At 64.7% G+C, this 26,371-nt stretch carries 17 protein-coding genes; 6 read left to right on the top strand and 11 right to left on the bottom strand.

The features are described from left to right. Positions 1-4 precede the first annotated feature (4 nt). The 7 genes from CAL18_RS01070 to CAL18_RS01040 form a co-directional block, all read right to left on the bottom strand. Positions 5-409: a DUF3592 domain-containing protein gene (locus CAL18_RS01070; RefSeq protein ID WP_026639412.1), complete on the bottom strand. Its 405-nt coding sequence runs from the start codon at positions 407-409 to the stop codon at positions 5-7. Positions 410-421: 12 nt separating this feature from the next. Then, entirely contained in the window at positions 422-2,806 is a 2,385-nt protein-coding gene (locus tag CAL18_RS01065) for a type VI secretion system Vgr family protein (protein ID WP_094817180.1), read from the bottom strand. A 1,634-nt stretch (positions 2,807-4,440) separates the two neighbouring features. After that, entirely contained in the window at positions 4,441-5,466 is a 1,026-nt protein-coding gene (locus CAL18_RS01060) for a Bug family tripartite tricarboxylate transporter substrate binding protein (RefSeq protein ID WP_094817179.1), read from the bottom strand. A gap of 88 nt (positions 5,467-5,554) precedes the next feature. Beyond that, the gene (locus CAL18_RS01055) at positions 5,555-6,295 is read right to left on the bottom strand and encodes an amino acid ABC transporter ATP-binding protein (protein ID WP_026639415.1); all 741 of its coding nucleotides are present in this window, start codon (positions 6,293-6,295) and stop codon (positions 5,555-5,557) included. Positions 6,296-6,355: 60 nt separating this feature from the next. Next, complete coding sequence (locus CAL18_RS01050) at positions 6,356-7,456, bottom strand: amino acid ABC transporter permease (protein WP_094817178.1); 1,101 nt, start codon at positions 7,454-7,456, stop codon at positions 6,356-6,358. 1 nt (position 7,457) lies between these two features. Next, positions 7,458-8,648 (bottom strand): amino acid ABC transporter permease, encoded by a 1,191-nt coding sequence (locus CAL18_RS01045; protein WP_026639417.1) that lies wholly within the window; start codon positions 8,646-8,648, stop codon positions 7,458-7,460. Positions 8,649-8,769: 121 nt separating this feature from the next. Continuing rightward, entirely contained in the window at positions 8,770-9,786 is a 1,017-nt protein-coding gene (locus tag CAL18_RS01040; protein ID WP_026639418.1) for an amino acid ABC transporter substrate-binding protein, read from the bottom strand. Between the two features lie 213 nt (positions 9,787-9,999). On the opposite strand from CAL18_RS01040, the gene CAL18_RS01035 reads away from it, so the two are divergent. The 3 genes from CAL18_RS01035 (at position 10,000) to cheD (ending at position 12,456) form a co-directional block, all read left to right on the top strand. Continuing rightward, complete coding sequence (locus CAL18_RS01035; protein WP_026639419.1) at positions 10,000-10,668, top strand: cell division ATP-binding protein FtsE; 669 nt, start codon at positions 10,000-10,002, stop codon at positions 10,666-10,668. After that, entirely contained in the window at positions 10,665-11,573 is a 909-nt protein-coding gene (locus CAL18_RS01030) for a cell division protein FtsX (protein ID WP_094817177.1), read from the top strand. Before CAL18_RS01035 ends, CAL18_RS01030 begins: the two co-directional genes overlap by 4 nt. Positions 11,574-11,826: 253 nt before the next feature. Next, entirely contained in the window at positions 11,827-12,456 is a 630-nt protein-coding gene (gene cheD, locus CAL18_RS01025) for a chemoreceptor glutamine deamidase CheD (RefSeq protein WP_026639421.1), read from the top strand. An 8-nt stretch (positions 12,457-12,464) separates the two neighbouring features. On the opposite strand, the gene CAL18_RS01020 is transcribed toward cheD, so the two are convergent. Both CAL18_RS01020 and CAL18_RS01015 read right to left on the bottom strand, forming a co-directional pair. After that, positions 12,465-16,079 carry an indolepyruvate ferredoxin oxidoreductase family protein gene (locus CAL18_RS01020; RefSeq protein WP_026639422.1) on the bottom strand — a complete coding sequence of 1,205 codons (3,615 nt, stop codon included), beginning with the start codon at positions 16,077-16,079 and terminating at the stop codon, positions 12,465-12,467. A gap of 251 nt (positions 16,080-16,330) precedes the next feature. After that, positions 16,331-17,224 carry a LysR family transcriptional regulator gene (locus tag CAL18_RS01015; RefSeq protein WP_094817176.1) on the bottom strand — a complete coding sequence of 298 codons (894 nt, stop codon included), beginning with the start codon at positions 17,222-17,224 and terminating at the stop codon, positions 16,331-16,333. On the opposite strand from CAL18_RS01015, the gene argH reads away from it, so the two are divergent. From argH to mutY, 3 genes are all read left to right on the top strand, one after another. Next, positions 17,200-18,888: an argininosuccinate lyase gene (gene argH, locus CAL18_RS01010; RefSeq protein WP_094817175.1), complete on the top strand. Its 1,689-nt coding sequence runs from the start codon at positions 17,200-17,202 to the stop codon at positions 18,886-18,888. The two genes, CAL18_RS01015 and argH, sit on opposite strands and share 25 nt — an antisense overlap. A gap of 85 nt (positions 18,889-18,973) precedes the next feature. After that, complete coding sequence (locus tag CAL18_RS01005; protein ID WP_038852272.1) at positions 18,974-19,930, top strand: Bug family tripartite tricarboxylate transporter substrate binding protein; 957 nt, start codon at positions 18,974-18,976, stop codon at positions 19,928-19,930. Positions 19,931-20,009: 79 nt separating this feature from the next. Beyond that, positions 20,010-21,068, top strand: a complete 1,059-nt coding sequence (gene mutY, locus CAL18_RS01000) for an A/G-specific adenine glycosylase (protein WP_170940265.1) — start codon at positions 20,010-20,012, stop codon at positions 21,066-21,068. A 99-nt stretch (positions 21,069-21,167) separates the two neighbouring features. On the opposite strand, the gene CAL18_RS00995 is transcribed toward mutY, so the two are convergent. Both CAL18_RS00995 and metH read right to left on the bottom strand, forming a co-directional pair. Then, positions 21,168-21,974: a helix-turn-helix transcriptional regulator gene (locus tag CAL18_RS00995; RefSeq protein ID WP_038852273.1), complete on the bottom strand. Its 807-nt coding sequence runs from the start codon at positions 21,972-21,974 to the stop codon at positions 21,168-21,170. 556 nt (positions 21,975-22,530) lie between these two features. Further along, positions 22,531-26,304 (bottom strand): methionine synthase, encoded by a 3,774-nt coding sequence (gene metH, locus CAL18_RS00990; RefSeq protein WP_026639429.1) that lies wholly within the window; start codon positions 26,302-26,304, stop codon positions 22,531-22,533. Positions 26,305-26,371: the final 67 nt, after the last annotated feature.

Raw genomic sequence — 26,371 nt, 5'->3', positions numbered from 1 at the left:
CCCCTCAACTGCGCCATGACGCCGGGACATCCGTGGGGCTGAGCTCGCGGTCGATGGCAATGCTGCCAGGTTGCTGCGGGTCGTAGCGCACGTGCACGGCCTGGCCCGGCATGAAGCCGGCAAGCAATTCGCGATCGATATACAGCCGCAGCTCGACCGTCTGCTCGCGGCCGCGTGTATCTGCGTAGCGCAGCCGCATCTTCATCGGCGCGGCGTACGGTCTTCCCCCCGGCTGGCGCTCCAGCGCCAGCACCGTGGCCACGGCGGGCTGCCCCGACTGCGCCAGCTGCCCGGCCAGGGCGCGTTCCTGGTCAAACAGCCGGGCGTTGTCGCGCACAATCATGGCGACAAAACCCACGAACAACACCGTCGCGACAGTGCCGGCCACCCACCATGCAAGATTGGTCATGTTGTCCGGGCCTCACGTGAATATGCTGGCCGCGCGCGAAATAATGCCGGCCACCCCACTCTTGACCTGCACGCCTATCGCCTTGATCTGCGTGGCCGCGCCACCGAACTCAAAGCCCGACGCGCCGTTCTTGAACGCGGCCAGGTCGATTTTCACGGTAGACCACTGCGAGTTGACGCCGGCATACACCTGCTGCCGCACGCCCCACAGGTCTGCGGCCGCGCCCACCAGCGTGGCGCGCGCAGGCGTGCCGCGCACGAAGCTGGACGCCCAGAACGCCTGCTTGGCGCCGCTGACCGTCCAGCTGGGCGTGTTCACGGTCATGCTGGTTTGCGCGTTGACGATGACCGGGTCGGTCACCGTCTGCGTCAGCGCGCCGTTGATCGTATGGGTAACCTCGCCCGTGATGGTCGAATCCTGGGTGCCGGTCAGTTCGTGGATATGGTTCGCCTGGATGGTTTCCGTAAATGTGCCGCCGCCTTCGATGGCAAAGGTCACATTGCCATCGAGCGTCTCGTTGACATCGCCGGTGACATGCCGCCGCTCGCCGCTGTGCAGGGTTTCGTCGAAAAGCCCGGTCACTTCGCGTATTTCGCCCTGGGCAGCGATGGTGGTGTGCAGGCCCTGGTCGAATTTCTCGTCCATGAGCCCGTCGGTAACGTGCACCGTACGGCCCTGCCTGACGGTATAGGTTTCACTGCCGTCTACCGTTACCGTGCGATCGCCGTCCACGTGCAGCGTGTCGGTGCCATGCACGGTGACGTCGCGATTGCCTGCGCCGCCCGAACCGATGACGGTGGTATCGTGCGAGCCGACAAAGGTGGTGCGCGTGCCGTCGGTGGCGTGCAGCTCGTTGCCTTCGACCTCGGTGGTCAGGTCGCGTTCGGCATGCAGCCACACCAGTTCGCTGCCCGGCTTGTCTTCGAACATCAGCGCGTTGGCATTGCCCGGCGTGCCGTCGCGCGAACGGCTCAGAAAGCCGCTTTGCGTCGCGTTGCCGGGCAGGTCCCACGGCGGCATGTTGCTCGCGTTATAGACGCGGCCGATGACGATGGGCCGGTCGGGGTGGCCGCCGATGAAATCCACGATCACTTCGTCGCCCACGCGCGGCAACTGGATGCCGCCGAATCCGCCGCCCGCCCAGGGGCTGGACACGCGCACCCAGCATGAGCTGTTCTCGTTCTTCTGGCCGTACCGGTCCCAGTGGAATTGCACCTTGATGCGGCCGTATGCGTCGGTCCAGATCTGCTCGCCGGCCTTGCCCACCACCCTGGCCGTTTGCGGGCCATGGGTATGCGGCATGGGCGTGACGCGCGGCGCGCGAAACGGCACGGCGGCCGGCAATACGGTAAAGCCCACATCGAATGTCGCCGCGTCCAGCCCGCTGGCCTGGGCGGCTTCCTGGATGCGGTAGTGCGCCGAAACAATCAAATATTCGCGGTTCTCTGCCTGGCGCGGATGGTTGCGCAGGGTAAAGAGCCAGCCCGGCGCCATGCCGCGCACGTTGCAGCCGCCGCTTACCTGTTCCTGCCGGGACTGCAGTTCTTCCAGGCGCACGCGGGTATAGCGCTCGGCATCGGCAGGATTGGTGTAGCCCCCCTGCCATTCGTACATTTCCAGGTCGCCATGGTCGTAGGCGCCCGGATTGTTGCGGCGGGCCTGCAGGTCTGCGCCGGGAGTCTCGAAGAAATAGTCGGACGTGGCGAAGGCGCCGGGCGTGATCTGCTCGGCGACTTCCCAGCTCGAGATGTATTCCTGCCGGGGTACTGCGACGCGGTCGGGGCCGTAGTACGGAATGGTGTCGTAGCCCGGGCAGGTTTCGTGCTGCGTCACGTCGTCGGTCAGCACCAGGGTGTGCTGCTCGGCGTCGTGGCGGAACCAATAGTAGATGCCTTCGTGCTCCATCAGGCGGCTGATGAAGGCGAAATCGGTCTCCTGGTACTGCACGCAGTAATCCCAGTTCCGATAGGCTCCGGTCAGTTTGTACTCGACGGGAAACGGATACTCGGCGAGCACGGTGCGGATGACGTCGGGCACGCTCTGGTTCTGGAAAATCTTGCTGTCCGAGGTCTGGGTCAGGTACCAGAGCCAGGGGCGCACCGTGACGCGATAGCGGTACAGGCGCGAGGTCGGCCCTTCGCGGCCGGCAAGCTTGCAGCGGGTGATGTGGCCATTCAGATGGCGGATGCCGCTGGCCGCCTGGATGTCCAGCGTCAGCGGCTTGCCCAGCAGCTGCTTCATGTCCAGCGAATGCGAGGGCGACACCAGGTCGACTTCGAGTTCGAACAGTTGCGACAAGGCCTCGTGGCCCGCCATGGCGCGGAACGCCAGCATGGCGGCTGGCAGAGGAGTACGGGCGGTGACGGTGCGGCGCTGCAAGGATATGACGTTGTCCATGGCTGCTCGGGATCAGCTTTCGTGGCCAGGTTGTGGATACTGGGCAGATCGTAGGCAGTCTGGATTACGGGAATACTTCAGGGGTTAAACGTAACTTTGCTTGAGGGGGGAGGGTTACAAAGTTGAGGGGTTCTTGAGGCGTCGGGGCGGGCCGGGGTGAGCGCCTTGGCTTCACGGCGCCGTCCGGGCGCCCCCCGCGCCCGGGCCCGGCCCCGAGGCGCCGCGCCGCTCACCCCGGCCCGCCCCGACTCGCACCGTACAAACTCGCAACGGCGCTGGGGCGAACAGGGTTCTTGCATATTTGGCGACGCTGTAGGGGGCGAGGAAGATAGTGCAGCGCCGGCCGCGCACGCCGCCCCGCGCGGCGTGCGCGGCCATTCGGAAACCGCTTGCCGTGGGCGTTTGCGTCGATCTACATGCCGCGGGCGTGTACGCGGTGTTTGATATCCGTGTACGCGGTGTTTGATACCCGTGCACCCGATGTCAGACTCCCGATGCGAGACAGTGCACCAGGTGTCTGACACCCGATGCGAAACACGACCAATCAACGCCGGTCTCGGCGGGTGTCTGACACCATACGATACGCAATGGCGCCGGCAACGCCGACACGCCAGTGTCAGACACCCTGCGGGAGTCTGACACGTTAGCCAGGCCGGAACACCGTCGACGGGTGTCTGACACCTTCCGCAGATGCCTTCCGCGATATGCAGCGGGCATGTACCCGGTGTTTGATACCCGTGCACCCGGTGTCAGACTCCCGATGCGAGACAGTGCACCAGGTGTCTGACACCCGATGCGAGACACGACCAATCAACGCCGGTCTCGGCGGGTGTCTGACACCATACGCAATGGCGCCGGCAACGCCGACACGCCAGTGTCAGACACCCTGCGGGAGTCTGACACGTTAGCCTGGCCGGAACACCATCGACGGGTGTCGGACACCTTCCGCAGGTACCCTCCGCGATATGCCGCGGACGTGTACCCGGTGTTTGAAACCCGTGCACCCGGTGTCAGACTCCCGATGCGAGACAGTGGCACCAGGTGTCTGACACCCGATGCGAGACAGTGCACCAGGTGTCTGACACCCGATGCGAGACACGACCAATCAACGCCGGTCTCGGCGGGTGTCTGACACCATACGCAATGGCGTCGGCAACGCCGACACGCCAGTGTCAGACACCCTGCGGGAGTCTGACACGTTAGCCCGGCCGGAACACCGTCGACGGGTGTCTGACGCCTTCCGCAGATGCCTTCCGCGATATGCAGCGGGCGTGTACCCGGTGTTTGATACCCGTGCACCCGGTGTCAGACTCCCGATGCGAGACAGTGCACCAGGTGTCTGACACCCGGTGCGAGACACGACCAATCAACGCCGGTCTCGGCGGGTGTCTGACACCATACGCAATGGCGCCGGCAACGCCGACACGCCAGTGTCAGACACCCTGCGGGAGTCTGACACGTTAGCCCGGCCGGGACACCGTCGACGGGTGTCTGACACCTTCCGAGCCAGGCCGAAACACCGTCGAGCGCCGAAGCTCCGGCGCTGTCATTGCGCACGGGATCGGAACGACAAAGGGCGCCATGAGGCGCCCTTTGTTCCGGGCGGCTCAATAAGCGCGCCCTCTGCAGAACGATTAATTCAAGCTGGCCCCGGAGAGCTTCACAATCTCCTGGTACTTGTCTTTCTCGCGCTTGACGAACGCGGCGAATTCCTCGGCCGTCATGGGTTGCGCCTCGGACCCCATGGCCAGCAGGCGCTGTTGCACGTCCGGCTGGCGCAGTGCGTCGGCATAGGCCTTGTTGAGCTTGGCCACCACATCGGCCGGTGTGCCGCCGGTGGTGAACACCCCGAACCAGGTGCCCAGGTCAAAGCCCTTGACACCCGCTTCGTCCATGGTGGGCACATCCGACAACAGCGACGAGCGCTTCAGCGTCGTCACGGCCAGCGCCTTTACCTTGCCGTCCCTGATGAGCGGCGCCGCGGCGGCCAGGTTGTCGAACATGAAGTCCGACTGGCCGCCCAGCAGCGCCAGCTGCGCCGGCGCGGCGCCCTGGTAGGGCACGTGCACCACATCGATGTCCGCGCGGGCCTTCAGCAGTTCGCCGGCCAGGTGCCCCGCGCTGCCATTGCCGCCCGAGCCGTAATTGAGGCGGTCGGGGTTCTTCTTCGCGTACGCGATCAGGTCTTGCAGCGACTCGATCTGGTTCTTCTTGGCGAAATCCACGTTCACGACCAGCACATTGGGCACGGCGGCCACAATCGTGACCGGCGCGAAATCCTTGATGGGGTCGTAGGGCAGGTTGGCGAACAGCCACGGGTTGATGGCGTGCGTGGCCACCGCGCCCATCACCAGCGTATAGCCGTCGGGCGCGGCCTTGGCGACCAGGTCGGCGCCGATGTTGCCGCCCGCACCCGAGCGGTTCTCGACGATGACAGGCTGGTTCAGCGTGACACGGACCTTCTCGGCCAGCAGGCGCGCCGTCGTGTCCAGCGGGCCGCCGGGCGGATACGGCACGACAAAGCGCAGCGGCTTGGTCGGGAAATCGGTGCCCTGCGCGGCGGCAGGCGCCAGGCAGCCGAAGGTTGCCGCCAGGGCGACGGCGCCGCGCACCAGCGCGCGACGGGTAGAAGAAACGTGGAATTTTTGCGGGTTGCGCATTGTTTTGAGTCTCCGGATTGAGCTTCTGTGCGTCGGTTAGCATACTCCACCCCGACGCACAGGCGCTTTCCGTCCCGCGGGCCGGCCCTTAATGCAGGATCTGGCTCAGGAAGAGCTTGGTGCGCTCATTCTGCGGATTATCGAAGAACTGGTCGGGCGTGTTCTGCTCGATGATCTCGCCGCGGTCCATGAAAATCACACGGTTGGCCACCTTGCGCGCAAAGCCCATTTCGTGGGTCACGCACAGCATGGTCATGCCGCTTTCCTGGGCCAGCGTCACCATCACATCCAGGACTTCTTTCACCATTTCCGGGTCCAGCGCCGACGTGGGCTCATCGAACAGCATGATCTTCGGGTTCATGCACAGCGAACGCGCGATCGCCACGCGCTGCTGCTGCCCGCCCGACAACTGGCCGGGATACTTGTTGGCCTGTTCGGGAATGCGCACGCGCTCCAGGTATTTCATGGCCGTGGCCTCGGCCTCGGCGCGGGGCTTCTTCAGCACCCATGTCGGCCCCAGCGTCAGGTTCTCCAGCACCGTCAGGTGGGGGAACAGGTTGAAGTGCTGGAACACCATGCCCACGTCGCGCCGGATGGTCTCGATGTGCTTCAGGTCGTTGGTCAGCTCGGTGCCATCGACAATGATGTGGCCCTGCTGGTGCTCTTCCAGCCGGTTGATGCAGCGGATCATGGTCGACTTGCCCGAGCCCGACGGCCCGCACACCACGATGCGCTCGCCGGGCGCCACGTCCAGGTTGATATTGCGCAGCACGTGGAACTGGCCGTACCACTTGTTCACGTTCTGCATGCGGATGATGGCATCGCTCATGCCTTTACTCCCATAAGGTACGCCAGCCCGGCCCGCCGATGGCGGGCGCGGGCCCGGCAACTATCGTTGATGCCCGGTCGCCAGGCGTTTCTCGAGGCGTTGGCTGTATTTCGACATCGAAAAGCAGAATACGAAGTAAATCAGCGAGATAAACACATAGGCCTCTACGCCGAACCCGCGCCATGCCGCATCCGACAGCGCCGCCTTGGCGGCCAGCGTCAGGTCGAAGATGCCGATGATGACCACCAGCGACGTGTCCTTGAACAGCGCGATGAAGATGCTGACCAGCGGCGGGATCACAATGCGCAGCGCCTGCGGCAGGATGATCTTGCGCATCTGCTGCCAGTAGTTCAGGCCCAGCGAATCGGCGCCTTCGTATTGCCCCTTGGGTATCGCCTGCAGCCCGCCGCGCACCGTCTCGGCAATGTAGGCGGCCGCGAACATGATGATGGCGATCTGCGCCCGCAGCAGTTTGTCGATGGAAAAGCCCACCGGCAGGAACAGCGGCAGCATCACCGACGACATGAACAGCAGGCTGATCAGAGGCACGCCGCGGATAAGCTCGATGTACACGACACACAGCGCCTTGATGGCGGGCAGCCGCGACCTGCGGCCCAGCGCCAGCAGCACGCCGATGGGGAACGCGAAGGCGATGCCGAAGGTCGACAATATCAGCGTCAGCGGCAGGCCGCCCCACTGCGAGTTCTCGACGTAGGTCAGGCCAAACACGCCGCCCCACATCAGGATCGCAACGGCGGTCAGGCCCACCACCCAGATCACCGCCAGGCGCATGTTCCAGAAACGCCTCAGGCCGCTGCAGACAATCACGGCGATGAGAATGATGGTGGCCAGCAGCGGGCGCCATTGCTCGTCGTACGGGTAGGTGCCGAACAGGATCAGCCGGTGTTTCTCGACGATGAATGCCCAGCATGCGCCGGCCGCCTTGCGGCATTCCTGCGCGGTGGCCGACGTGAAGTCGGCCTGCAGGAAGGCCCAGTCGACCAGGGCCGGCACGGTCATGATCAGCAGCCAGGCCATCAGCACCGTGGCCAGGATGCTCAGCGGCGAGGAAAACAGGCGCTCTTTCAGCCAGGCCCAGGGGCCCGCGTGGTTGCGGGGCGGGGGCAGGCCTTCATTGAGGACGGGAGTCGTCGTGCTCATATCAACGCTCCACCAGCGCGATGCGCTTGTTGTACCAGTTCATGAACACCGAGATCGACAGGCTCACCGTCAGGTAGGCCGCCATGATGATCAGGATGCCCTCGATGGCCTGCCCGGTCTGGTTCATGGTGGTGTTGACCACCGACACGATATCCGGGTAGCCGATAGCCACGGCAAGTGAGCTGTTCTTGGTCAGGTTCAGGTACTGGCTGGTCATGGGGGGGATGATCACGCGCAGCGCCTGCGGCAGGATCACCAGGCGCAGCACGCGTGCGCGGCTCAGCCCCAGGGACCCGGCGGCTTCCCACTGCCCCTGGTTGACGGCCTGGATACCGGAACGCACCACTTCGGCGATAAAGGCCGACGTGTAGATCACCAGCCCGGCAAGCAAGGCGGCGAACTCCGGCGACATGGTCAGCCCGCCGCTGAAGTTAAAGCCCTTGAGCTCCGGCATCTGCAGACTCAACGACGCGCCGCTTACCAGCCAGCCCGCCACGGGCAGGCCGATCAGCAGCGCCAGCGCCAGCCGCCCCAGCGGGAACACCCTGCCGGTGGCTTCCTGCCGCTTCTTGCCCCAATGGGCCGCCACCAGGATGCCGATGATGGCCAGGGCCAGCCCGCCCAGCACGAAATCCAGCGACGCGCCTTCGACGGCCGGCACCTTCAGCCCGCGGTTCGAAATAAAGACGCCCGGCAGCGGATTGGCCGCCTGCCGCGGCCCGGGCATGTTCTCGGTGATCAGCGCATACCAGAAGAACAGTTGCAACAGCAACGGCACGTTGCGCATGACCTCGACGTACGCCGAGCATACTTTGGCGATCAGCCAGTTTTTCGACAGCCGCCCCACCCCGATCAGCGTGCCGAGCAGGGTCGCCAGCACAATGCCCAGCACGGCGGCGCGCAGCGTGTTGAGCAGGCCGACGGCAATGGCGCGGCCATAAGTATCTGCAGGGGAATACGCGATCGGCGTCTCGCCGATGGCAAAGCCGGCCTCGCGGTCGATGAAACCGAATCCGGTAGAGATATTGCGCACTGCAAGGTTATGCAGCGTGTTCGAAACCAGGTACCACGCGGCCAGTGCAACCAAGGCCAGCGCGACAACCTGATACACCACGGCGCGCACGCCGGGGTCGTTCCAGCTCAGGCGTCGCTTGGGCGCCGCCGCCGGGACCTGGGGGTTGGTAGTTGTCATGGATTGAATCTACAGAAGTCGAACAGGGATGGCTGCAGATCCGCTCGCCACCTTTACTCCTGCCGCCCGCCGCAGGCGGGCTTGGCAAGGCGGGGGGCCCCGCCTTGCCGGGCAGCCGTGCTTAGCGCACCGGCCAGCCGTACATCAAACCGCCGTCTTTGTACGACGCGTTCAAGCCGCGCTCGAGCTTCATGGCGCTGTCTTTGCCCAGCGTGCGCTCGAACACTTCACCGTAGTTGCCCACTTGCTTGATGATGGTGTAGGCCCACTTGTCGTCCACGCCCAGGTTCTTGCCCATGCCCGGGGTCACGCCCAGGATGCGCTGCACGTTGGGGTTGGAGCTCTTGAGCATTTCGTCGACGTTCTTCGACGTGATGCCGTATTCCTCGGCTTCCAGCATCGCGTTGAGCGTCCAGCGCACGATGTTGAACCATTGCTCGTCGCCCTGGCGAACCATGGGGCCCAGCGGCTCTTTCGAGAAGTCTTCGGGCAGGATGACGAAGTTGTCCGGGTTTTCGAGCGTGGTGCGGGTCGAGGCCAGTTGCGACTTGTCGGTGGTGAAGGCGTCGCAGCGGCCTGCCGAGAAGGCGCGGATGATTTCGTCGTATTTGTCGATGACCACGGGCTTGAACTGGATGTTCTGGCCGCGGAACCAGTCGGCCAGGTTCAGTTCGGTGGTGGTGCCCGGCTGCACGCAGATGGTGGCGCCGTCGAGTTCCTTGGCGCTCTTGACGCCCAGGTCCTTGGAGACCATGACGCCCTGGCTGTCGTAGTAGTTGACGCCCGCGCCGATCAGACCGAGCGTGGTGTCGCGCGTCAAGGTCTGGGTGGTATTGCGGGTCAGCACGTCGACTTCGCCCGACTGCAGCGCGGTAAAGCGCTGTTGTGTATTCAGGGGGGTGACTTTGAACTTGCTTGCATCGTTGAACATGGTGGCGGCGATGGCGCGGCACATGTCCACGTCGATGCCCTGCCATTGGCCCTTGCTGTCTGCGATGGAAAAGCCGGGGATGCCGGTAGACACGCCGCACTGGACGAAGCCCTTCTTCTTGATGCTGTCGAACGTGGCGCCAGCATTGGCCGCCGAGGCCGCGGTGAACAGGGCGGCGGCAACGGCGGCTAATTTCAGTGCTTTCATGTTTGATCTCCTGTTGGGAAGCCCAATGCGCCAAGAGGTAAGACACGGCGCGTCAAGCATCGCCGGCATGGTAAAGGTTGAGGTTATTCGGGGACATGGGGGAAATCCCTTGACGGTTTAAATGAAAAAAAGGGACGCAAAAAATGCGTCGCGGCACGATGTCCGCGCCCTTACCCGCGCTGTACTATTGCTGCTTCATTCTCAACAGCCGCCATGATCGAATTCCAGCACGTCTTCAAATCGTATGGGCGCGGCCGAAACATCCTGGCCGACATCAACTTCCGGGTCAGCGCCGGCGAGTTCATCTTCGTGTCGGGGGCATCCGGCGCAGGCAAGTCCACCCTGCTCAAGCTGATAGGCGGGCTGGAGCCCGCCAGCCGGGGGTCCATCCAGGTCAATGGGCAGCGGCTGGACAAGCTGCCCGCCCGGGCCCGGCCATACCTGCGCCGCGCCGTCGGCGTCATTCTGCAGGATACGCATCTGCTGTATGACCGCAGCGCGCTCCAGAACGTAATGCTGCCGCTGGCCGTCATCGGCCAGTCGCCCGAGGCGGCCGGCAGCCGCGCGCGCGCCGCGCTCGACAAGGTGGGCCTGGCGGGCAAGGAAGACATGAATCCCATCGAGCTGTCCGGGGGCGAACAACAGCGCCTGGCCATCGCGCGCGCCATCGTCAACCGGCCCGCCATCCTGATCGCCGACGAGCCCACCGCCAACCTCGACCACGACACCGCGCAACGCATCCTGAATGTGTTCCGCGACTTCAACCGCGTGGGCGTCACCACGTTGATCGCCTCGCACGACGAGGCCCTGTTGTCCCGCTATGCCACCCGCATGCTGCGGCTGGAGCCGGGCAAGTTCTACGATTCGGGAGCCTCCGCATGAAATCCTGGCTGCGGCAGCATCGCTATGCCTTGACCGTCACGCTGCGCCGTCTGGCGGCCCAACCTTTCTCCACCCTGGCCAACTTGCTGGTCATGACGCTGGCGCTGGCCTTGCCCCTGCTGGGCGCGGCGGTCCTGGTGTCCGCGCAGCCCGTGGCGCGCCAGGTGTCGGTCACGCCGGAAGTCACCCTCTTCCTGCAGACCCAGGCGCCGGCGGGCGCGGCCGAGTCCATCGCGCAGCGCATCCGCGTCGAGCATGGCGACCAGCTGCAGGGCGTGCGTGTGGTGCTGCGCGACGAAGCGCTGGCCGCGCTGCGCAACAACCCCACCTGGGACCAGGCCCTGGCGGTGTTGCCGGACAACCCCCTGCCCGACGCCGTGGTCGCCACCCTGACCGAAGGCGAGCAGCTGGCCCAGCGCGCCAGCCAGCTGGCCCAGGTATGGCGCCAGTGGGAGCACGTCGACCAGGTGCAACTCGACAGTGCCTGGGTGCAGCGGCTCGAAGCCATCCTGAGGTTCGCACGGGTGGGCCTGCTGTTCCTGGCCGCATGCGTGGCGGCCGTGGTGCTGGCGGCCGTGTTCAACACGGTGCGCATGCAGGCCATGCTCCAGCGCGAAGAAATCGCCGTGGCGCGCCTGGTGGGCGCCACCGAATCCTTCGTGCGGCGCCCCTTTCTCTACCTGGGCGCCCTGTCGGGCGCGCTGGCGGCGTTGGCGGCCATCGGCGCGGCCGCCCTGGCGCTGACGCCGCTGAACAACGCCTTGCAAGGGCTGGCCCGCAGCTACGGAGCCGAATTCGCCTTGCACCTGCCGGGCGCGCCAGTCCTGGCTGTTGCGGTGGCGGGCGCCAGCATCCTGGGGGCGCTGGCCGCCCGCTGGTCAGTCACGCGCAGTACACGGTTTTAAGCCGCTTGTTGCCCCAAAAGGCCAGCCGACGCCGCCGCTATAGTGCGGGCATCGGCTGGCCCGCAGCTGCCCGAATTAAATAGGGACGCATAACGTCCGCCCGCTTGCCCGGCGGGCGTGTAAACGGCGCGGGCTCCTCTGCTCCACCCGCCTTTTATTCATTTTTATTTACATAAAACAAATTTGCTAACATTACCGGCTTGCCAAGCTGTGGCTTCTTGCCGCTGTGCGCGGCCCCCTTCCCCGCCCTTCCATGCCCCCACGCCTCGACGCCCGCGCGACTCGTCACTATTTTGATAGCGCCTTCCAATGCCCGGCGGTGAAGGTGCTGCCCAACGAGTATTACGTTGCGGCCGGCGAAGACATCATGATTTCCACCGTGCTCGGCTCCTGCGTGGCGGCGTGCATCCGCGACCCGCTCACGGGCGTGGGCGGCATGAACCACTTTATGTTGCCCGAGGGCGACATCGAGGCGCCCGCTTCGGCCACCATGCGTTACGGCGCCTACGCGATGGAAGTGTTGATCAACGAACTGCTCAAGGCCGGGGCCGCGCGCGAGCGCCTCGAGGCCAAGGTGTTCGGCGGCGGCGCCGTGCTGAGCGCCATGCAGCAGATGAACATCGGCGAGCGCAATGCGCGCTTCGTGCTTAATTACCTGCGCCTCGAGGGCATCCCTGTGCTGGCGCAAGACCTGGGCGACGTGCACGCCCGCCGCATCGGCTACTTTCCGCGCGACGGACGTGTCATGGTGCGCAAGCTGGCCCCCCACCACCACAAGGCCGAAGCCTTGATCGCCCGGCGCGAACAGGCGGCGGCGCAAACGGCCCAGGCCAAGGCCCATACGCCGCCCCGGGTCGAACGCTTCGCCCCGCCCGCGCGCTGAGGCCGGCGTCAGGCCGCCCGCACCCCGTCGATCGGCAGCACCGGCGCACTGAACCCCTGCATCAGTTCGGCGCGCCGGGCGGCCGCCCGCTGCATCGCCGCTTCTTTGATGTGCCCGTACCCGCGTATGGTTTCTGGCAGGCTTGCCAGTTCCACCGCGCGATCCAGGTTGGCCCGGCTGAGTTTGGGCAGAATGGCCAGGATGTCGTTGCGGTAGGTGTCGATCAAGGCACGTTCGGCGCGGCGCTCGGCGGTATAGCCAAAGACATCCAGCACGGTGCCTCTCAGGCGACGCAACCGCGCCAGCACGGCAAACAGCTTCAGAATGCCGGGCCCGTAGGCGCGCTTGACCAGATGGCCCTGGGCATCGCGCCGCGCCAACAGGGGCGGCGCCAGATGCAGCCGCAGCTTCCAGTCGCCTTCGAACTGGGCCTGGACCTGCTTGATGAATTCGCCGTCGGTATATAGCCGCGCGACTTCGTATTCATCTTTGTACGCCATCAGCTTGAAGTAGTAGCGGGCCACCGCGGCCGCGAGCCGGGTGGTGCCGGTAGCCGCCTGTTCCGCCTCGGCCACGCGTTGCACCAGATCGCGGTAGCGCGTCGCGTACGCCGCATCCTGATAGGCCGTAAGAAAACTGCTGCGCACGGCCACCAGGTTTTCAAGCTCTCCGCTGGGCCGCTTGATATCGACGACATCCGCCGGCTGCCCGCGCCGCACCTGCACAATGCCATCGGTCTCGTCGGCGCGCGCGGCGGCATCCAGCCCGGCCAGCCGTCGCAGGGCGGGCAGGTCATGCGCGGCACGCCGCCCCCAGGCAAACGCCGCCTGGTTGGCCGGCACCTGCTGCCCGTTGAGCTCGATGGCCCGCAGCAACGCGTCCTGCCCCAGCGGCAGCCAGCCCTTCTGGTAGGCATAGCCCAGCATCATGGGGTTGGCATAGATAGCGTCGCCGAGCAGCGCCACGGCAAGTTCCGCCGCGTCGAGCATGGCGACGTTCTCGTTGCCGCAGGCGGCCCGCAATTCGGCCTGCAGGTCCGAGCCCGGCAGACGCCAGTCGGGATTGTTGACGAATGCCGCCGTCGGCGCGACATCGGTGTTGAGCAGCACGCGCGTGCGGCCGGGCCGCATGCGGGCCAGCGAATCCTGGCCCGCGGCCACGACCAGATCGCCGGCCAGCACCAGGTCGGCCTCGCCCATGGCCACGCGCGTATTCAACAGCTCGTCCGAAGTCGGGGTCAGTATTACATGCGAGGCCACGGCCCCGCCCTTCTGGGCCAGGCCTGCCATATCGAGCACCGAGCCGCCCTTGCCTTCCAGGTGCGCGGCCATGCCCAGCAGCTGGCCGATGGTCACGACCCCCGTGCCGCCCACGCCCGCGACGAACACGCCGTACGGCTGGTCCAGCGACGGCAAGGCCGGCGATGGCAGGTCGGCGTCGATGGGGGCCTGTTGCTGCAGCGCACGGGGCTTGCGCAGGCGCCCGCCTTCAACAGTAACCAGGCTGGGGCAGAAGCCCTTCAGGCAGGAAAAGTCTTTATTGCAGCTGGACTGGTTGATGGTGCGCTTGCGGCCGAATTCAGTTTCCAGCGGCTCGACCGACAGGCAATGCGACTGCTCGGAACAATCGCCGCAGCCTTCGCATACACGCTCGTTGATCACCACGCGCCGGGCCGGATCGGGGTAGGCGTTGCGCTTGCGGCGCCGCCGCTTTTCGGTGGCGCAGGTCTGGTCGTACACCAGCACCGACACGCCGGGGTAGTCGCGCAATTCGCGCATGACGGCGTCAAGCTCGTCGCGATGGCGCACCGGCACGCCGGCAGCCAGCGTGGTCACGCCCTGGTACTTTTCGGGCTCGTCGGTCACCACCACGATTTTCTCGATGCCCTCGGCAGCCACCTGGCGCGTGATCATCGGCACATCGATGGGGCCATCCACCGGCTGGCCGCCCGTCATGGCCACCGCATCGTTGAACAGTATTTTGTAAGTGATGGGCACCTTGGCCGCCACGGCGGCGCGTATGGCCAGCAGGCCGGAATGGTAGTACGTGCCATCGCCCAGGTTGGCAAAGACGTGCTTCTCGTCGGTAAAGGGAGCCTGGCCTATCCACGGCACGCCCTCGCCGCCCATCTGCGTGTAGACCTGCGTATTGCGGCCCATCCACGTCACCATATAGTGGCAGCCGATACCCGCCATGCCGCGCGACCCGTCCGGCACGCGGGTCGAGGTGTTGTGCGGACAGCCCGAACAGAACCAGGGCTTGCGTTCGGTCACCACGCGCGGCCGGGCCAGCGCCTGTTCGCGCTCGCTGATGAAGGCCAACCGGGCCTGGATACCCGCACGCACGTCTTCGGGCAGTTCGAGCCGCAGCAGGCGGGCGCCCACTGCCTTGGCAACCATGGCGGGCGTGAACTCATGATGCGCCGGCAGCAGCCAATTGCCCTGGGGCACCGACCATTCGCCGCCGTCCTTGTCGTCGAACTTGCCCACCACCCGCGGAATCTTCTTGCCCGTGCCAAGCCAGCTGAACAGCTCTTCTTTCAGCTGGTATTCGAGAACCTGGCGCTTTTCTTCCACCACCAGGATCTCGTCCAGCCCTTCGGCAAAATGCTGCACGCCCGTGGCTTCCAGGGGCCATACCATGCCCACCTTGAAGAGCCTCACGCCGATACGGCGGCATACGTCTTCGGTCAGGCCCAGGTCGCTGAGCGCCTGGCGCGTATCCAGATAGGCTTTGCCCGAAGTCATGATGCCGAACCGGGCCACGCTTTGCGGTACATGCCACAGCTCGCGGTTGAGCCGATTGGCGCGTGCGTAGGCCAGCGCCGCATACAGCTTGTAGTCGAGCAGCCGGGCCTCCTGCTGCAGCGGAGTGTCGTTCAGGCGGATGTTTAGGCCGTCGGGCGGCAGCTGGAAATCTCCAGGCAGGGCGATCTGTACGCGATGCGGGTCGACGTCTACAGACGCGGACACTTCGACAATATCGGTGATGCATTTCATGCCCACCCACACGCCCGCGTAGCGGCTCATTGCCCAGCCGTGCAGCCCGTAGTCCAGCACCTCCTGCACGCTCGCCGGAAACAGCACGGGAATCATGCACGCCTTGAGGATGTGGTCGCTCTGGTGAGGCAATGTCGACGACTTGGCCGGATGGTCGTCGCCGGCCACGACCAGCACGCCGCCGTGCGGCGATGTGCCGGCGGCGTTGGCATGCTTGAAGACGTCGCCGCTGCGGTCCACGCCGGGGCCTTTGCCGTACCACATGCCGAACACGCCGTCATAGCGGGCGCCGGGAAACAGGTTGACCTGCTGGGTGCCCCAGACAGCAGTGGCGGCAAGGTCTTCGTTGATGCCCGGCTGGAACTCGATGTGATGCGCCTGTAGGTATTTGGCGGCTTTCCACATGTTCTGGTCGACGCCGCCCAGCGGCGACCCACGGTACCCCGAGACGAAGCCCGCGGTGTTAAGGCCGGCGCGCAGGTCGCGCAGGCGCTGCATCATGGGCAGGCGCACCAGGGCGTGGATGCCGCTCATCCAGGCGCGGCCCGTTTCCAGGGTGTATTTGTCGTCCAGCTGGACAGAAGCGAGCGCCGCATGTTGTGCGGGCGTCAGTGGGGCATTCATGTCTACTCCGAGGGTCTTGGATGTCCGGCCCGGTGTCGCCTGCCGGCTCTTGTGAAGCCGCGGCGGACCGGAACGGGCGAAAGTGCCGTTGTTCTATCAGGGTTGTACCCGGGGACTCGGGGGGATGCAATAGGGACGGAACCCGATGGCATATCGGGGGGCGGCCAGGTGCGAGGGCGGCGCCAGGTTTCGGTTGCTGTCGGAGCCGCGTCGGGCTTGCGACTAGCGGCGGTTCAGACGGCGATTGAAGCTCACTTCTTTCGTGCCGCATGCTCCCAGCACACCCGCTGGGCCAGTTCGGCGACCATCATCCCCACGCGGCCTACGGAGTCCACGTGGTAGGAGGCGAAATATTCGTAGACGGGCAGCGCGGGAGCCCCTTCGATGATCCGCAGCGACCTGGCATCCTGCGCGGCGCCTACGCATGCCTCACTGATGATCCCAATGCCCATGCCTGCTTTCACAATACCCAGCAAGGCTTCGGCTGAATTGGTGCAGCTGATGCGGATTGGCCACAGTCCGTTGTTGCGAAACAGTTCTTCGATGGCACCGTACGTCGCCGAGTCCCGTGCATAGGTCATGATCGGATGCTGCGCCATGTCGGCCAGCGAGGCGGCCTTGGGAAGCCGCAATTGCCCGCTGACTACCCATCGCGTTTCGTAGCGGGCAAGCAGCAGGTTGCGTACCCCTGCGCTCAATGTGTTTCCCATGATGATCGCCAAGTCCAACTCGCCGCGCTCAAGCAGGCTACGCAGCCGTGGCGACGTATCCACCATCAGCTCTGCAGTCAGGTGCGGCAAGTCGCGTTCGATTTCCTTGAACAGATCCACGATCCAGGCATTCACGATGGTACTGGTCGTGCCAATACGAACGCGCTGTAGTTTGCGTTCGCCGCCGGATGCCAATGTCTTCAGTTCAGCCGTGGTGTCGAGCAGGTGCTCGGCGAGTTGCAGCAGCTGCATCCCCTTTGGTGTCAGCTGAACATCGCCACCGCTGCGGTCAATGAGGTCCACGCCAAGTTCGCGTTCCAGCGAAGCCAGTCGCATGGAAACGGCCGGTTGCGTAATGTGCAACCGGTTCGCTGCGACCCGGAAGTTCCGTAGGGTCGCAATTGAGACAAATGCTTCGATCTGACGTATTTCCATGCGCGTCTCATCAGCCGAACTTATCAAAATCGGCGATCAAAATTAATTGGACGAATGACCTTATAGAAAATAAAGTGCTCTGCAGTCAATCCCGGCATTGCCATTGCAAGCCAAGTAATGCCCAGGAATATCTGCATGGAGAAGATGTTGTGAACCAATGGGCCGAACCGCCTGCACCAACACGCACCCTCGTCGAGGCACGACTGACTTCAGCGCCCTCTGATTTGATGGTGAAGTACTTCGAGCGCCCCCACCTGGAGCGAGAACTGCTGCAGTTCCATGAATACCTGCAGGTTGATATCGCGCATACGATCATGCTCGCCGAGCAGGGCATTCTCGAACCGACCCACGCGCGGCTGATTCTGTCCACGCTCCAGGATATCGTGGCGCTGGGGCCCGAGAGCTTCCCTATCGATCCCATGCGGGGCAGCTTCTTGCTGCAGGTCGAAAGCTATCTTTTCCAGCAGATCGGCGAGGCGGTAGGCGGAAGAATGCACACCGGGCGCAGCCGTCTGGATCAGGGCCCGACGGTACGTCGCCTGTACAAACGGCGCCTGCTGCTGGATACGTTCAACCTAATCATCCGTCTGCAAGACGCCCTGCTTGACCTTGCATCCAGGCATGTCGGTACGCTGATGCCCGGGTATACATGCATGCAGCATGCCCACCCCACCAATTTTGGGCATTATCTGCTGTCGTTCAGCACAAAGCTGTCGGATGATTTCGACCGGCTGCGCAGCGCGTTCACGCGACTGAACCTGAATCCTCTCGGTGCTGCAGGTCTTTCCGGCACGGCTTGGCCGATCAACCGGCAGCGCACCACCGAACTGCTGGCCTTCGACGGGATCATCGCAAACGCCAAGCTGGCGCGCGAAGCCTATTACGCGGCAGAGGTGGCCTCAGCACTGTCATTCGTGATGTCCACGCTCAACGACCTGGCCACTGATCTTCACCTGTGGTCGGCGCATGAGTTTGCGTTTGTAGAAACCGCCGACGCATTCTGCGGCACCAGTTCGATCTTCCCCCAAAAGAAGAACCCGGCCGGACTCGAAGTCGTAAAGTTTGCCGCCGGGGGCGCCACGACCTGGCTCACGACAGCGTTGGCCACCTTCCGCGCGGAAGGCACAGGCGATGTCGTAATGCGCGAGCTACCGTTGCTTGACAAAGCATTCGCCGATACGAACGGCTGCCTGGACCTGATGACCGGGATGATCGAAAGTTTGACCGTGCACGAAAACCGGATGGCCCGAGCCGCGGAATCCAACTGGTCGACCGCGACCAGCCTCGCCGACCGGATCGTGCACAGCAGCGGCCTGTCGTTCCGTGAAGCGCACAGCTTGGTGGCGCGCCTGGTACGCCTATGTTCCGAAAGGGACGTTTCCCGAGATGGCGTCACCGCTGAGCTGTTAAGTGAAGCCGCGCGAGAACTAAACGTAGCCGATCCCGGCCTGTCGAGCGCCGTTATTCGGGAAAGCCTCGACGCCCGGGCGTTTGTCAGTTCACGTACGTCTTCGGGAGGCACCGCCGCCGCAGAGACCATGAGCCTTCTCGAAGATGCCAGAACCGTCGTTGGCGAACAGAGCACATGGCTGCAAGCTCGCAGGGCACAGATAGCAACAGCCGCAACGATGCGAGCGTCATCAGCAGCGCAATGGTCGGGCTGAACTGAGCAAGCCCGGTACTCCGACACGCACGCCTTCTGCCGTGCCACAACCGCAGATGATCAAAGAGACAAGAGGAAACCCAACCATGTTCAAGAAGCTTGCAGCAATCGTCGCACTGGCGCTTTCATTCCATGCCAACGCCCAGGATTATCCCAGCAAACCCATTACGCTCGTCGTCCCCTTCGCCCCGGGCGGAACGGTAGACCTCATGGGCCGCATCATTGCCGAAAGACTGGCGGGGTACCTGGGGCAGCCCGTCATCGTCAACAACCGTCCTGGGGCCGGCGGCATCATTGGAACGAGTTACGCCGTGAAGGCGCCCGCGGATGGATACACCCTACTAGTAGGCACCCAGGGGCAGGTTTTGCAACCCCTGCTGTATAAAAACCTGGATTTCGATAGCAATAAAGACCTGATCACCGTCGCCACCTTTGCTGCGGTGCCGAATGTACTGGCCGTTTCCCTTAATACGCCGGCCAATACCCTGGACGAATTCGTCGCGTATGCAAAGTCGAATCCTGGCGCCATCAATATGGGCTCGGCTGGCATAGGTTCGATCAACCACCTGGTTGGCGAAGTGTTCCAGGACCGCGCGAAGGTCAAGCTGACCCATATCCCCTATAAGGGCGCTGCGCCCGCCACGGCCGATCTGCTGTCTGGCGAAGTTCAGGCATTATTTGTAAATCTCCCCAACGTGATGTCTCACGTCTCGGCCGGCAAAATTCGACTACTCGGCGTCGCATCGGAAGCACGCGCTCCGTCGATTCCGGATGTACCGACATTTGGCGAGGGTGGCGTGAAGAATGCCGTACTCGACTCCTGGTACGGCGTCATGGTGCCGGCCAAGACCCCGCAAGCCGTGGTCAAGAAAATCCAGGATGCGGTGCTTGCCATGACGAAAGAGCCTGACTTCACCACTAAATTGATTGAAGTAGGCGCCACGCCGTTTCCGAACGACGCAGTCGCCTCAGCCCGGATCATGGCCGACGAACTTGAGCTCTGGAGTCCGGTCGTCAAGCGGCTGGATATTCAGATGGACTGACCAACGTCCATTTGCTGCCCTGCTTCAACTCGCCGCCCGTCGAAAGGGATTGCGGTCCGGTAGTGCGATAATCCCGCCCATGGATTTCGCCTCCCGCATCGTTGCCTGGCAACGCAGCCATGGCCGCCATGGCCTGCCCTGGCAGGGCACGCAAGACCCCTACCGGATCTGGCTGTCCGAGATCATGCTGCAGCAGACTCAGGTGGCCACGGTCATCCCCTACTACCAGCGCTTTCTCGAGCGGTTTCCGGATGTCGCCGCGCTGGCGGCTGCGTCGCAGGACGAGGTGATGCCCTATTGGGCCGGCCTGGGCTATTACGCACGGGCCCGCAATCTGCATCGCTGTGCACAGGCGGTCGTGAACGAGTGGAACGGCCGGTTTCCCCCCACTGCCCAACAGATCGCCACCCTGCCCGGAATCGGCCGCTCGACGGCGGCGGCCATTGCGGCGTTTGCATATGGCGAGCGGGCGCCCATTCTGGACGGCAACGTCAAGCGCGTATTCACCCGTCACTTCGGCATCGCAGGCGACCCGGCGCGCCGCGATGTCGAACAACGTCTGTGGGCATTGGCCGAGGCTCAGGTGGCGGCTGCTCCCAGGCTGGACATGGCCGCGTATACGCAGGGGCTGATGGATCTGGGCGCGACGCTCTGTACGCGCGGCAAGCCGGATTGCGGGCACTGCCCGTTGGCCGACACCTGTGTGGCGCGCCGCGAAGGCCGGCAGGCCGAGCTGCCCACGCCCAAGACACGCAAGGCGATCCCCGAACGCCAGACGGGCATGCTGGTGTTGCAGCGCGATGGCGCGATTCTGCTGCAATTGCGGCCTTCGCCCGGTATCTGGGGCGGGCTCTGGAGCCTGCCGGAATTCGAGGCGGGCAGCGATCCCGCGCAGGCCGTGCAGCGGCTGGGCCTGCAGCCGCTGCGGCGCTATGAGCTCGCGGCGTTCGCGCATACCTTTACGCATTACCGCCTGCATATCAAGCCCTGGTATGTGCCGGTACAGCCGGCGGCTTCCCTGGCCGAGCCCGGGCCGGCGCAGCGTTGGGCGGACGCGGCGGACCTGCCCGGCATGGCGCTGCCCGCGCCGGTACGCAAGCTGATCGACGGGTTGCTGGAAGCGGGCCTGCCCGACTGAACTTGCGGCCGTGGCCCGCGAGTCGCGCGGGAGGGTGTCTGGCACTCTGCGGGAGCCAAGCACCGGTCGGCGCCGCGGCCGTGGCCCGCGGGACGGACTTCACGCGCCTTCGAGCAGCATCACCAGTTTCAGGTCGGGATGGGTGGCCAGGCGAAAGGTGGTCTGGCGATATGCCAGTCGGCCCAGGCGCGGGTGCTGGAATTCGCGCACGCCGCCTTCGCGCTCGACGACGGCATGGCGCGTCCACCAGTGGGCGAACACGTCGCTGTCGCGGTTCAGTTCGTCCAGCAAGGCCAATACGTCGGTTTCATCCAGGTGCGCGCCGGCATCGGCGCGGAACTCGGCCACCACCCGACGAGCGCGCTGGTCCCAGTCCACCACCAGCTGGCGCGCCGCCGGGTCCAGGAAGATGTACCGCAACAAGTTGGGGTGGGGATCCCGCACTGGCCAGTCGTCGAACAGCTCGCGCATGGAATCGTTGTGCACCAGCACGTTCCAGGCGCGGTCGAGCACATAAGCGGGGGCGGTAATCGCATCCACGCATTCTCGCAGCAGGCCGGCCGCTTCGCTGGAGTCGTCGCGCGGGTGCTGGGGGTCGGCGCATTCGGACAGTTCGAACAGATAGGCGCGTTCGGCGCGCGCCAGCTGCAGCACGCCGGCAATGCGCGCCCACACTGACGGCGACACCGATACCTCGCGCCCCTGCTCGATCCAGGTGTACCAGGTGACGCTGATGCCGCACAGCTGCGCCACCTCTTCGCGCCGCAGCCCCGGCGTGCGGCGCCGCGAGCCTTCGGGCAGCCCCGCCATCTGCGGCGTAATGCGGGCACGCGCGGCGCGCACGAACTCGCCCAGCGCCTGGCGGCGACGGGCGGAACTTTCCAGCTGGCTGGCGGGCGGCGGCATACAGGATGAAGAATCGAACGTGATACGGCCGTGGCAAACGCTAATCTTATCCGGTAAACGACACAGCCCCGGGCGCGCCGCGGCACATGCGCAGAAGTCGCCTGGCGCGTGGCGGTGTCTGACACCCGCTGGGAGTCAGACACCAAAGTCCCAGAAGTCGCCTTGCGCGTGGCGGTGTCTGACACCCGGTGGGAGTCAGAACCAAAGTCGCAGAAGTCGCCTTGCGCGTGGCGGTGTCTGACACCCGGTGGGAGTCAGACACCAAAGTCGCAGAAGTCGCCTGGCGCGTGGCGGTGTCTGACACCCGGTGGGAGTCAGACACCAAAATCCCAGAAGTCGCCTTGCACGTGGCGGTGTCTGACACCCGGCGGGAGTCAGACACCAAAGTCCACGGATGGCGTCACACCGCTGCACTGGTAACCGCTGCGCTGGTGTCTGACTCCAAAGGTGTCAGACACCCCCTTGGGTAAACGACACAGCCCCCGGCGCAACACGGTGTGCCCGGCGCCTGCCGGGACACGCCGCGTGCGTGCCGGCTGTCTGGCCGGCGGCCAGGCTATCCCAGGCTGCTGGCCAGGGTGCGACGCACGTCTTCTTCGCTGCGCCCGCTGCGCGCGATGTAGTCGGCGAGCTGGTCGGCGCCGATGTTGCCGACGTTGAAGTACTGCGACTGCGGATGGCTGAAGTAGAAGCCGGACACGCTTGAAGCCGGGTACATGGCATAGCTGTCGGTCAGCTGCATGCCGATGTCGTCGCCGTCCAGCACGCGGAACATGTCGCGCTTGACCACGTGCTCGGGGCAGGCCGGATACCCCGGCGCCGGGCGGATGCCCACGTACTTCTCGGCGATCATGTCTTCGTTGGTCCAGGCTTCGTCGGGCGCGTAGCCCCACAAATCCTGGCGGACGCGCGCATGCAGGCACTCGGCGAACGCTTCGGCCAGGCGATCGGCCATCGCCTTGAGCATGATGCTGGAATAGTCGTCCAGCGCGGCCTGGAACTCGGCTTCTTTTTTCTCGATGCCCAGGCCCGCCGTCACCGCGAACAGGCCTATGTAGTCGGCCACGCCGCTGGATTTGGGAGCGATGTAGTCGGCCAGGCACTTGTTGGCGACACCCTCGCGCTTGACGCCCTGCTGGCGCAGGTTGCGGTAGGTGAACAGCACCTCGCTGCGCGTATCGTCGGTATATACCTCGATGTCTTCGTCGTTGACCGTATTGGCCGGGTAGAAGGCCACGGCGCCGTTGGCGGTGAGCCACCGGCCCTCGATGATGCGCTTGAGCATGGCCTGGCCGTCGGCGTATACCTTGCGGGCCTGTTCGCCCACCACCTTGTCGTCCAGAATGGCCGGAAACTGGCCGAACAGGCTCCAGGTCTGGAAGAACGGCGTCCAGTCCAGATACCTGGCGATCTCGGCCAAGTCGTAGCTTTTAAAGGCGCGCCGGCCGATGAATTTCGGGCGCGGCGGTGTATAGCTGGCCCAGTCGATCTGCGGACGCGCCGCGCGGGCCGCCTCCAGCGACACCAGCGGCGTGGCCTTGCGGTTGGCGTGGCGGCGGCGCACCTGTTCGTATTCGTCGGCAATGTCGTCGATAAACGCCTGGGCCTGGTCGGACACCAGGTTGGCGGCCACGCCCACCGCGCGGCTGGCGTCCGGGGTATAGACCACCGGCCCTTCGTAGTTCGGCGCGATCTTCACCGCGGTATGCACGCGGCTGGTGGTGGCCCCGCCTATCATCAGCGGAATCTTGCGCTCGCGGAAGTACGGGTCGCGCTGCATTTCCGAGGCCACGTAGGCCATTTCTTCCAGGCTGGGCGTGATCAGGCCCGACAGGCCCACGATGTCGGCCTTTTCTTCCTTGGCTTTTTCCAGGATCTGCGCGCAGGGCACCATCACGCCCATGTTCACGACTTCGAAGTTATTGCATTGCAAGACCACCGATACGATGTTCTTGCCGATGTCGTGCACGTCGCCCTTGACGGTGGCGATCACCATCTTGCCCTTGGCGCGCACGTCGCCGCCGGCCGCGGCGATCTGGCGCTTTTCTTCTTCGATGAAAGGAATCAGGTGCGCGACGGCCTGCTTCATGACGCGCGCCGATTTCACGACTTGCGGCAGGAACATCTTGCCCGCCCCGAACAGGTCGCCCACGACGTTCATGCCGTCCATCAGCGGGCCTTCGATCACCTCGATGGGGCGGCCGCCGCGCGCGGCGATCTTCTGCCGCACTTCTTCGGTGTCTTCGACGATGTAGGTGGTGATGCCATGCACCAGCGCATGCGACAGGCGCGCTTCCACCGTGCCCGACCGCCATGCAAGGTCTTCTTCCTTCTTGGCGCCCGACCCCTTGACGGTGTCGGCGAACTGCACCAACCGTTCGGTGGATGTGCGGTCGTCGTCGTCGCCTGTCTTGCCTACCGGTTCGGCGCGATCCAGGATCACGTCTTCGACCAGGTCGCGCAGCCTGGCGTCCAGGTCGGCATACACGCCCAGCTGGCCCGCGTTGACGATGCCCATCGTCAGGCCTTCGCGTATGGCGTAATACAGGAACACCGTATGGATGGCTTCGCGCATGGGCTCGTTGCCGCGGAACGAGAAGCTCACGTTCGAGATGCCGCCCGACAGGCGCGCATGCGGCAAGTTCTGCCGCACCCACCGCACGCTGTCGATGAAGTCCATGGCGTAGTGATTATGCTCGTCGATGCCGGTGGCCACGGCGAACACGTTGGGGTCGAAGATGATGTCTTCCGGCGGAAACTGTTCTTCGTCCACCAGTATGCGGTAGGCGCGCCCGCAGATTTCCTGGCGGCGGGCCAGCGTATCGGCCTGGCCGGTCTCGTCGAACGCCATCACCACCACGGCCGCGCCATAGCGGCGGCACAGGCGGGCGTGGTGCCGGAACGCCTCGACCCCTTCTTTCATCGAGATCGAGTTCACCACCGCCTTGCCCTGCACGCATTTCAGGCCGGCCTCGATCACTTCCCACTTGGAGCTGTCGATCATGATCGGCACGCGCGCAATGTCGGGCTCGGACGCGATCATGTTCAGGAAGCGGCGCATGCAGGCCACCGAATCGAGCATGGCCTCATCCATGTTGATATCGATGATCTGCGCGCCGTTCTCGACCTGCTGGCGGGCCACGGCCAGCGCCTCGTCGTATTTTTCCTCGCGGATCAGGCGCGCGAACATCTTGCTGCCCGTCACGTTGGTGCGTTCGCCCACGTTGACGAACAGCGAGTCTTCGTCGATGTTCAAAGGTTCCAGGCCCGACAGCCGCGTCTTGACGGGCACCTCGGGAACCTGGCGCGGGGTCAGGCTGGCCACCTTGTCGGCGATGGCACGGATGTGATCGGGCGTGGTGCCGCAGCAGCCGCCGGCCATGTTCACCAGGCCCGCACGGGCAAACTCTTCCAGCAGGCCGGATGTATCGGCCGGCGTTTCATCGAAGCCTGTCTCGGCCATGGGGTTGGGCAGGCCCGCGTTGGGGTACACACATACATAGGTGTCGCACAGCTTGGCAAGCTCGGCCACATACGGCCGCATCAGCGCGGCGCCCAGCGCGCAGTTCAGCCCGATCGTGACCGGCCGCGCGTGCCGCACCGAATTCCAGAACGCCTCGACCGTCTGGCCCGACAGGATGCGGCCCGACGCGTCGGTGACGGTGCCCGAGATCATGACCGGCAGCCGCACGCCCCGCTCTTCGAACACGGATTCCACGGCGAAGATGGCGGCCTTGGCGTTCAGCGTATCGAAGATCGTCTCGATCAGCACGATGTCGATGCCGCCATCGAGCAGGCCGTTCAGCTGCTCGGTGTACGCCACCCGCAGTTCGTCGAAAGTAATGTTGCGCGCGCCGGGATCGTTGACATCGGGCGAGATCGACGCGGTCTTGGGTTGCGGGCCCAGCGCGCCCGCCACAAAGCGCGGCCTGTCGGGCGTGCTGTAGGCATCGCAGGCGGCGCGGGCCAGTCGGGCCGAGGCCAGGTTCAGTTCATAGGCCAGTTCGGGCAGGCCGTAGTCGCCCTGCGCCACCGATGTGGCCCCGAAGGTATTGGTTTCGATGACATCGGCCCCGGCCTCAAGGTACTGGCGGTGGATCTCATCGATGATGTCGGGCCGCACCAGCGACAGCAACTCGTTGTCGCCCTTGAGGTCCTTGCCATGTTCGGCGAAACGCTCCCCGCGGAAGTCGGCTTCGCCGAGCTTGTATCGCTGGATCATGGTGCCCATGGCGCCGTCCAGGATCAGGATGCGTTGCTCCAGCAGGCGGACGAAGTCGCCGCCGCGGGTATAGGACGATGGCGGATAAGGCAGGCGGGGATGCGGCACGGAAACTCTCGGAAATATGTGGCGAAAAAGGCAAAAAACGCCTGAAAACCTACGCTTGATGGTAACA

The organism is Bordetella genomosp. 7 (assembly GCF_002261415.1).
GTDB lineage: Bacteria > Pseudomonadota > Gammaproteobacteria > Burkholderiales > Burkholderiaceae_B > Bordetella_A.
This window is presented reverse-complemented; position numbering and strand designations above follow the sequence as displayed.

Coding starts and splice junctions, on each gene's coding strand:
- CAL18_RS01060 (WP_094817179.1), bottom strand. CDS start 5,466: ATGCGCAACCCGCAAAAATTCCACGTTTCTTCTACCCGTCGCGCGCTG.
- CAL18_RS00995 (WP_038852273.1), bottom strand. CDS start 21,974: ATGCCGCCGCCCGCCAGCCAGCTGGAAAGTTCCGCCCGTCGCCGCCAG.
- CAL18_RS01070 (WP_026639412.1), bottom strand. CDS start 409: ATGACCAATCTTGCATGGTGGGTGGCCGGCACTGTCGCGACGGTGTTG.
- CAL18_RS01050 (WP_094817178.1), bottom strand. CDS start 7,456: ATGAGCACGACGACTCCCGTCCTCAATGAAGGCCTGCCCCCGCCCCGC.
- CAL18_RS01005 (WP_038852272.1), top strand. CDS start 18,974: ATGTTCAAGAAGCTTGCAGCAATCGTCGCACTGGCGCTTTCATTCCAT.
- CAL18_RS01030 (WP_094817177.1), top strand. CDS start 10,665: ATGAAATCCTGGCTGCGGCAGCATCGCTATGCCTTGACCGTCACGCTG.
- mutY (WP_170940265.1), top strand. CDS start 20,010: ATGGATTTCGCCTCCCGCATCGTTGCCTGGCAACGCAGCCATGGCCGC.
- CAL18_RS01065 (WP_094817180.1), bottom strand. CDS start 2,806: ATGGACAACGTCATATCCTTGCAGCGCCGCACCGTCACCGCCCGTACT.
- CAL18_RS01040 (WP_026639418.1), bottom strand. CDS start 9,786: ATGAAAGCACTGAAATTAGCCGCCGTTGCCGCCGCCCTGTTCACCGCG.
- CAL18_RS01045 (WP_026639417.1), bottom strand. CDS start 8,648: ATGACAACTACCAACCCCCAGGTCCCGGCGGCGGCGCCCAAGCGACGC.
- CAL18_RS01015 (WP_094817176.1), bottom strand. CDS start 17,224: ATGGAAATACGTCAGATCGAAGCATTTGTCTCAATTGCGACCCTACGG.
- CAL18_RS01020 (WP_026639422.1), bottom strand. CDS start 16,079: ATGAATGCCCCACTGACGCCCGCACAACATGCGGCGCTCGCTTCTGTC.
- CAL18_RS01055 (WP_026639415.1), bottom strand. CDS start 6,295: ATGAGCGATGCCATCATCCGCATGCAGAACGTGAACAAGTGGTACGGC.
- argH (WP_094817175.1), top strand. CDS start 17,200: ATGCTTCGATCTGACGTATTTCCATGCGCGTCTCATCAGCCGAACTTA.
- CAL18_RS01035 (WP_026639419.1), top strand. CDS start 10,000: ATGATCGAATTCCAGCACGTCTTCAAATCGTATGGGCGCGGCCGAAAC.
- cheD (WP_026639421.1), top strand. CDS start 11,827: ATGCCCCCACGCCTCGACGCCCGCGCGACTCGTCACTATTTTGATAGC.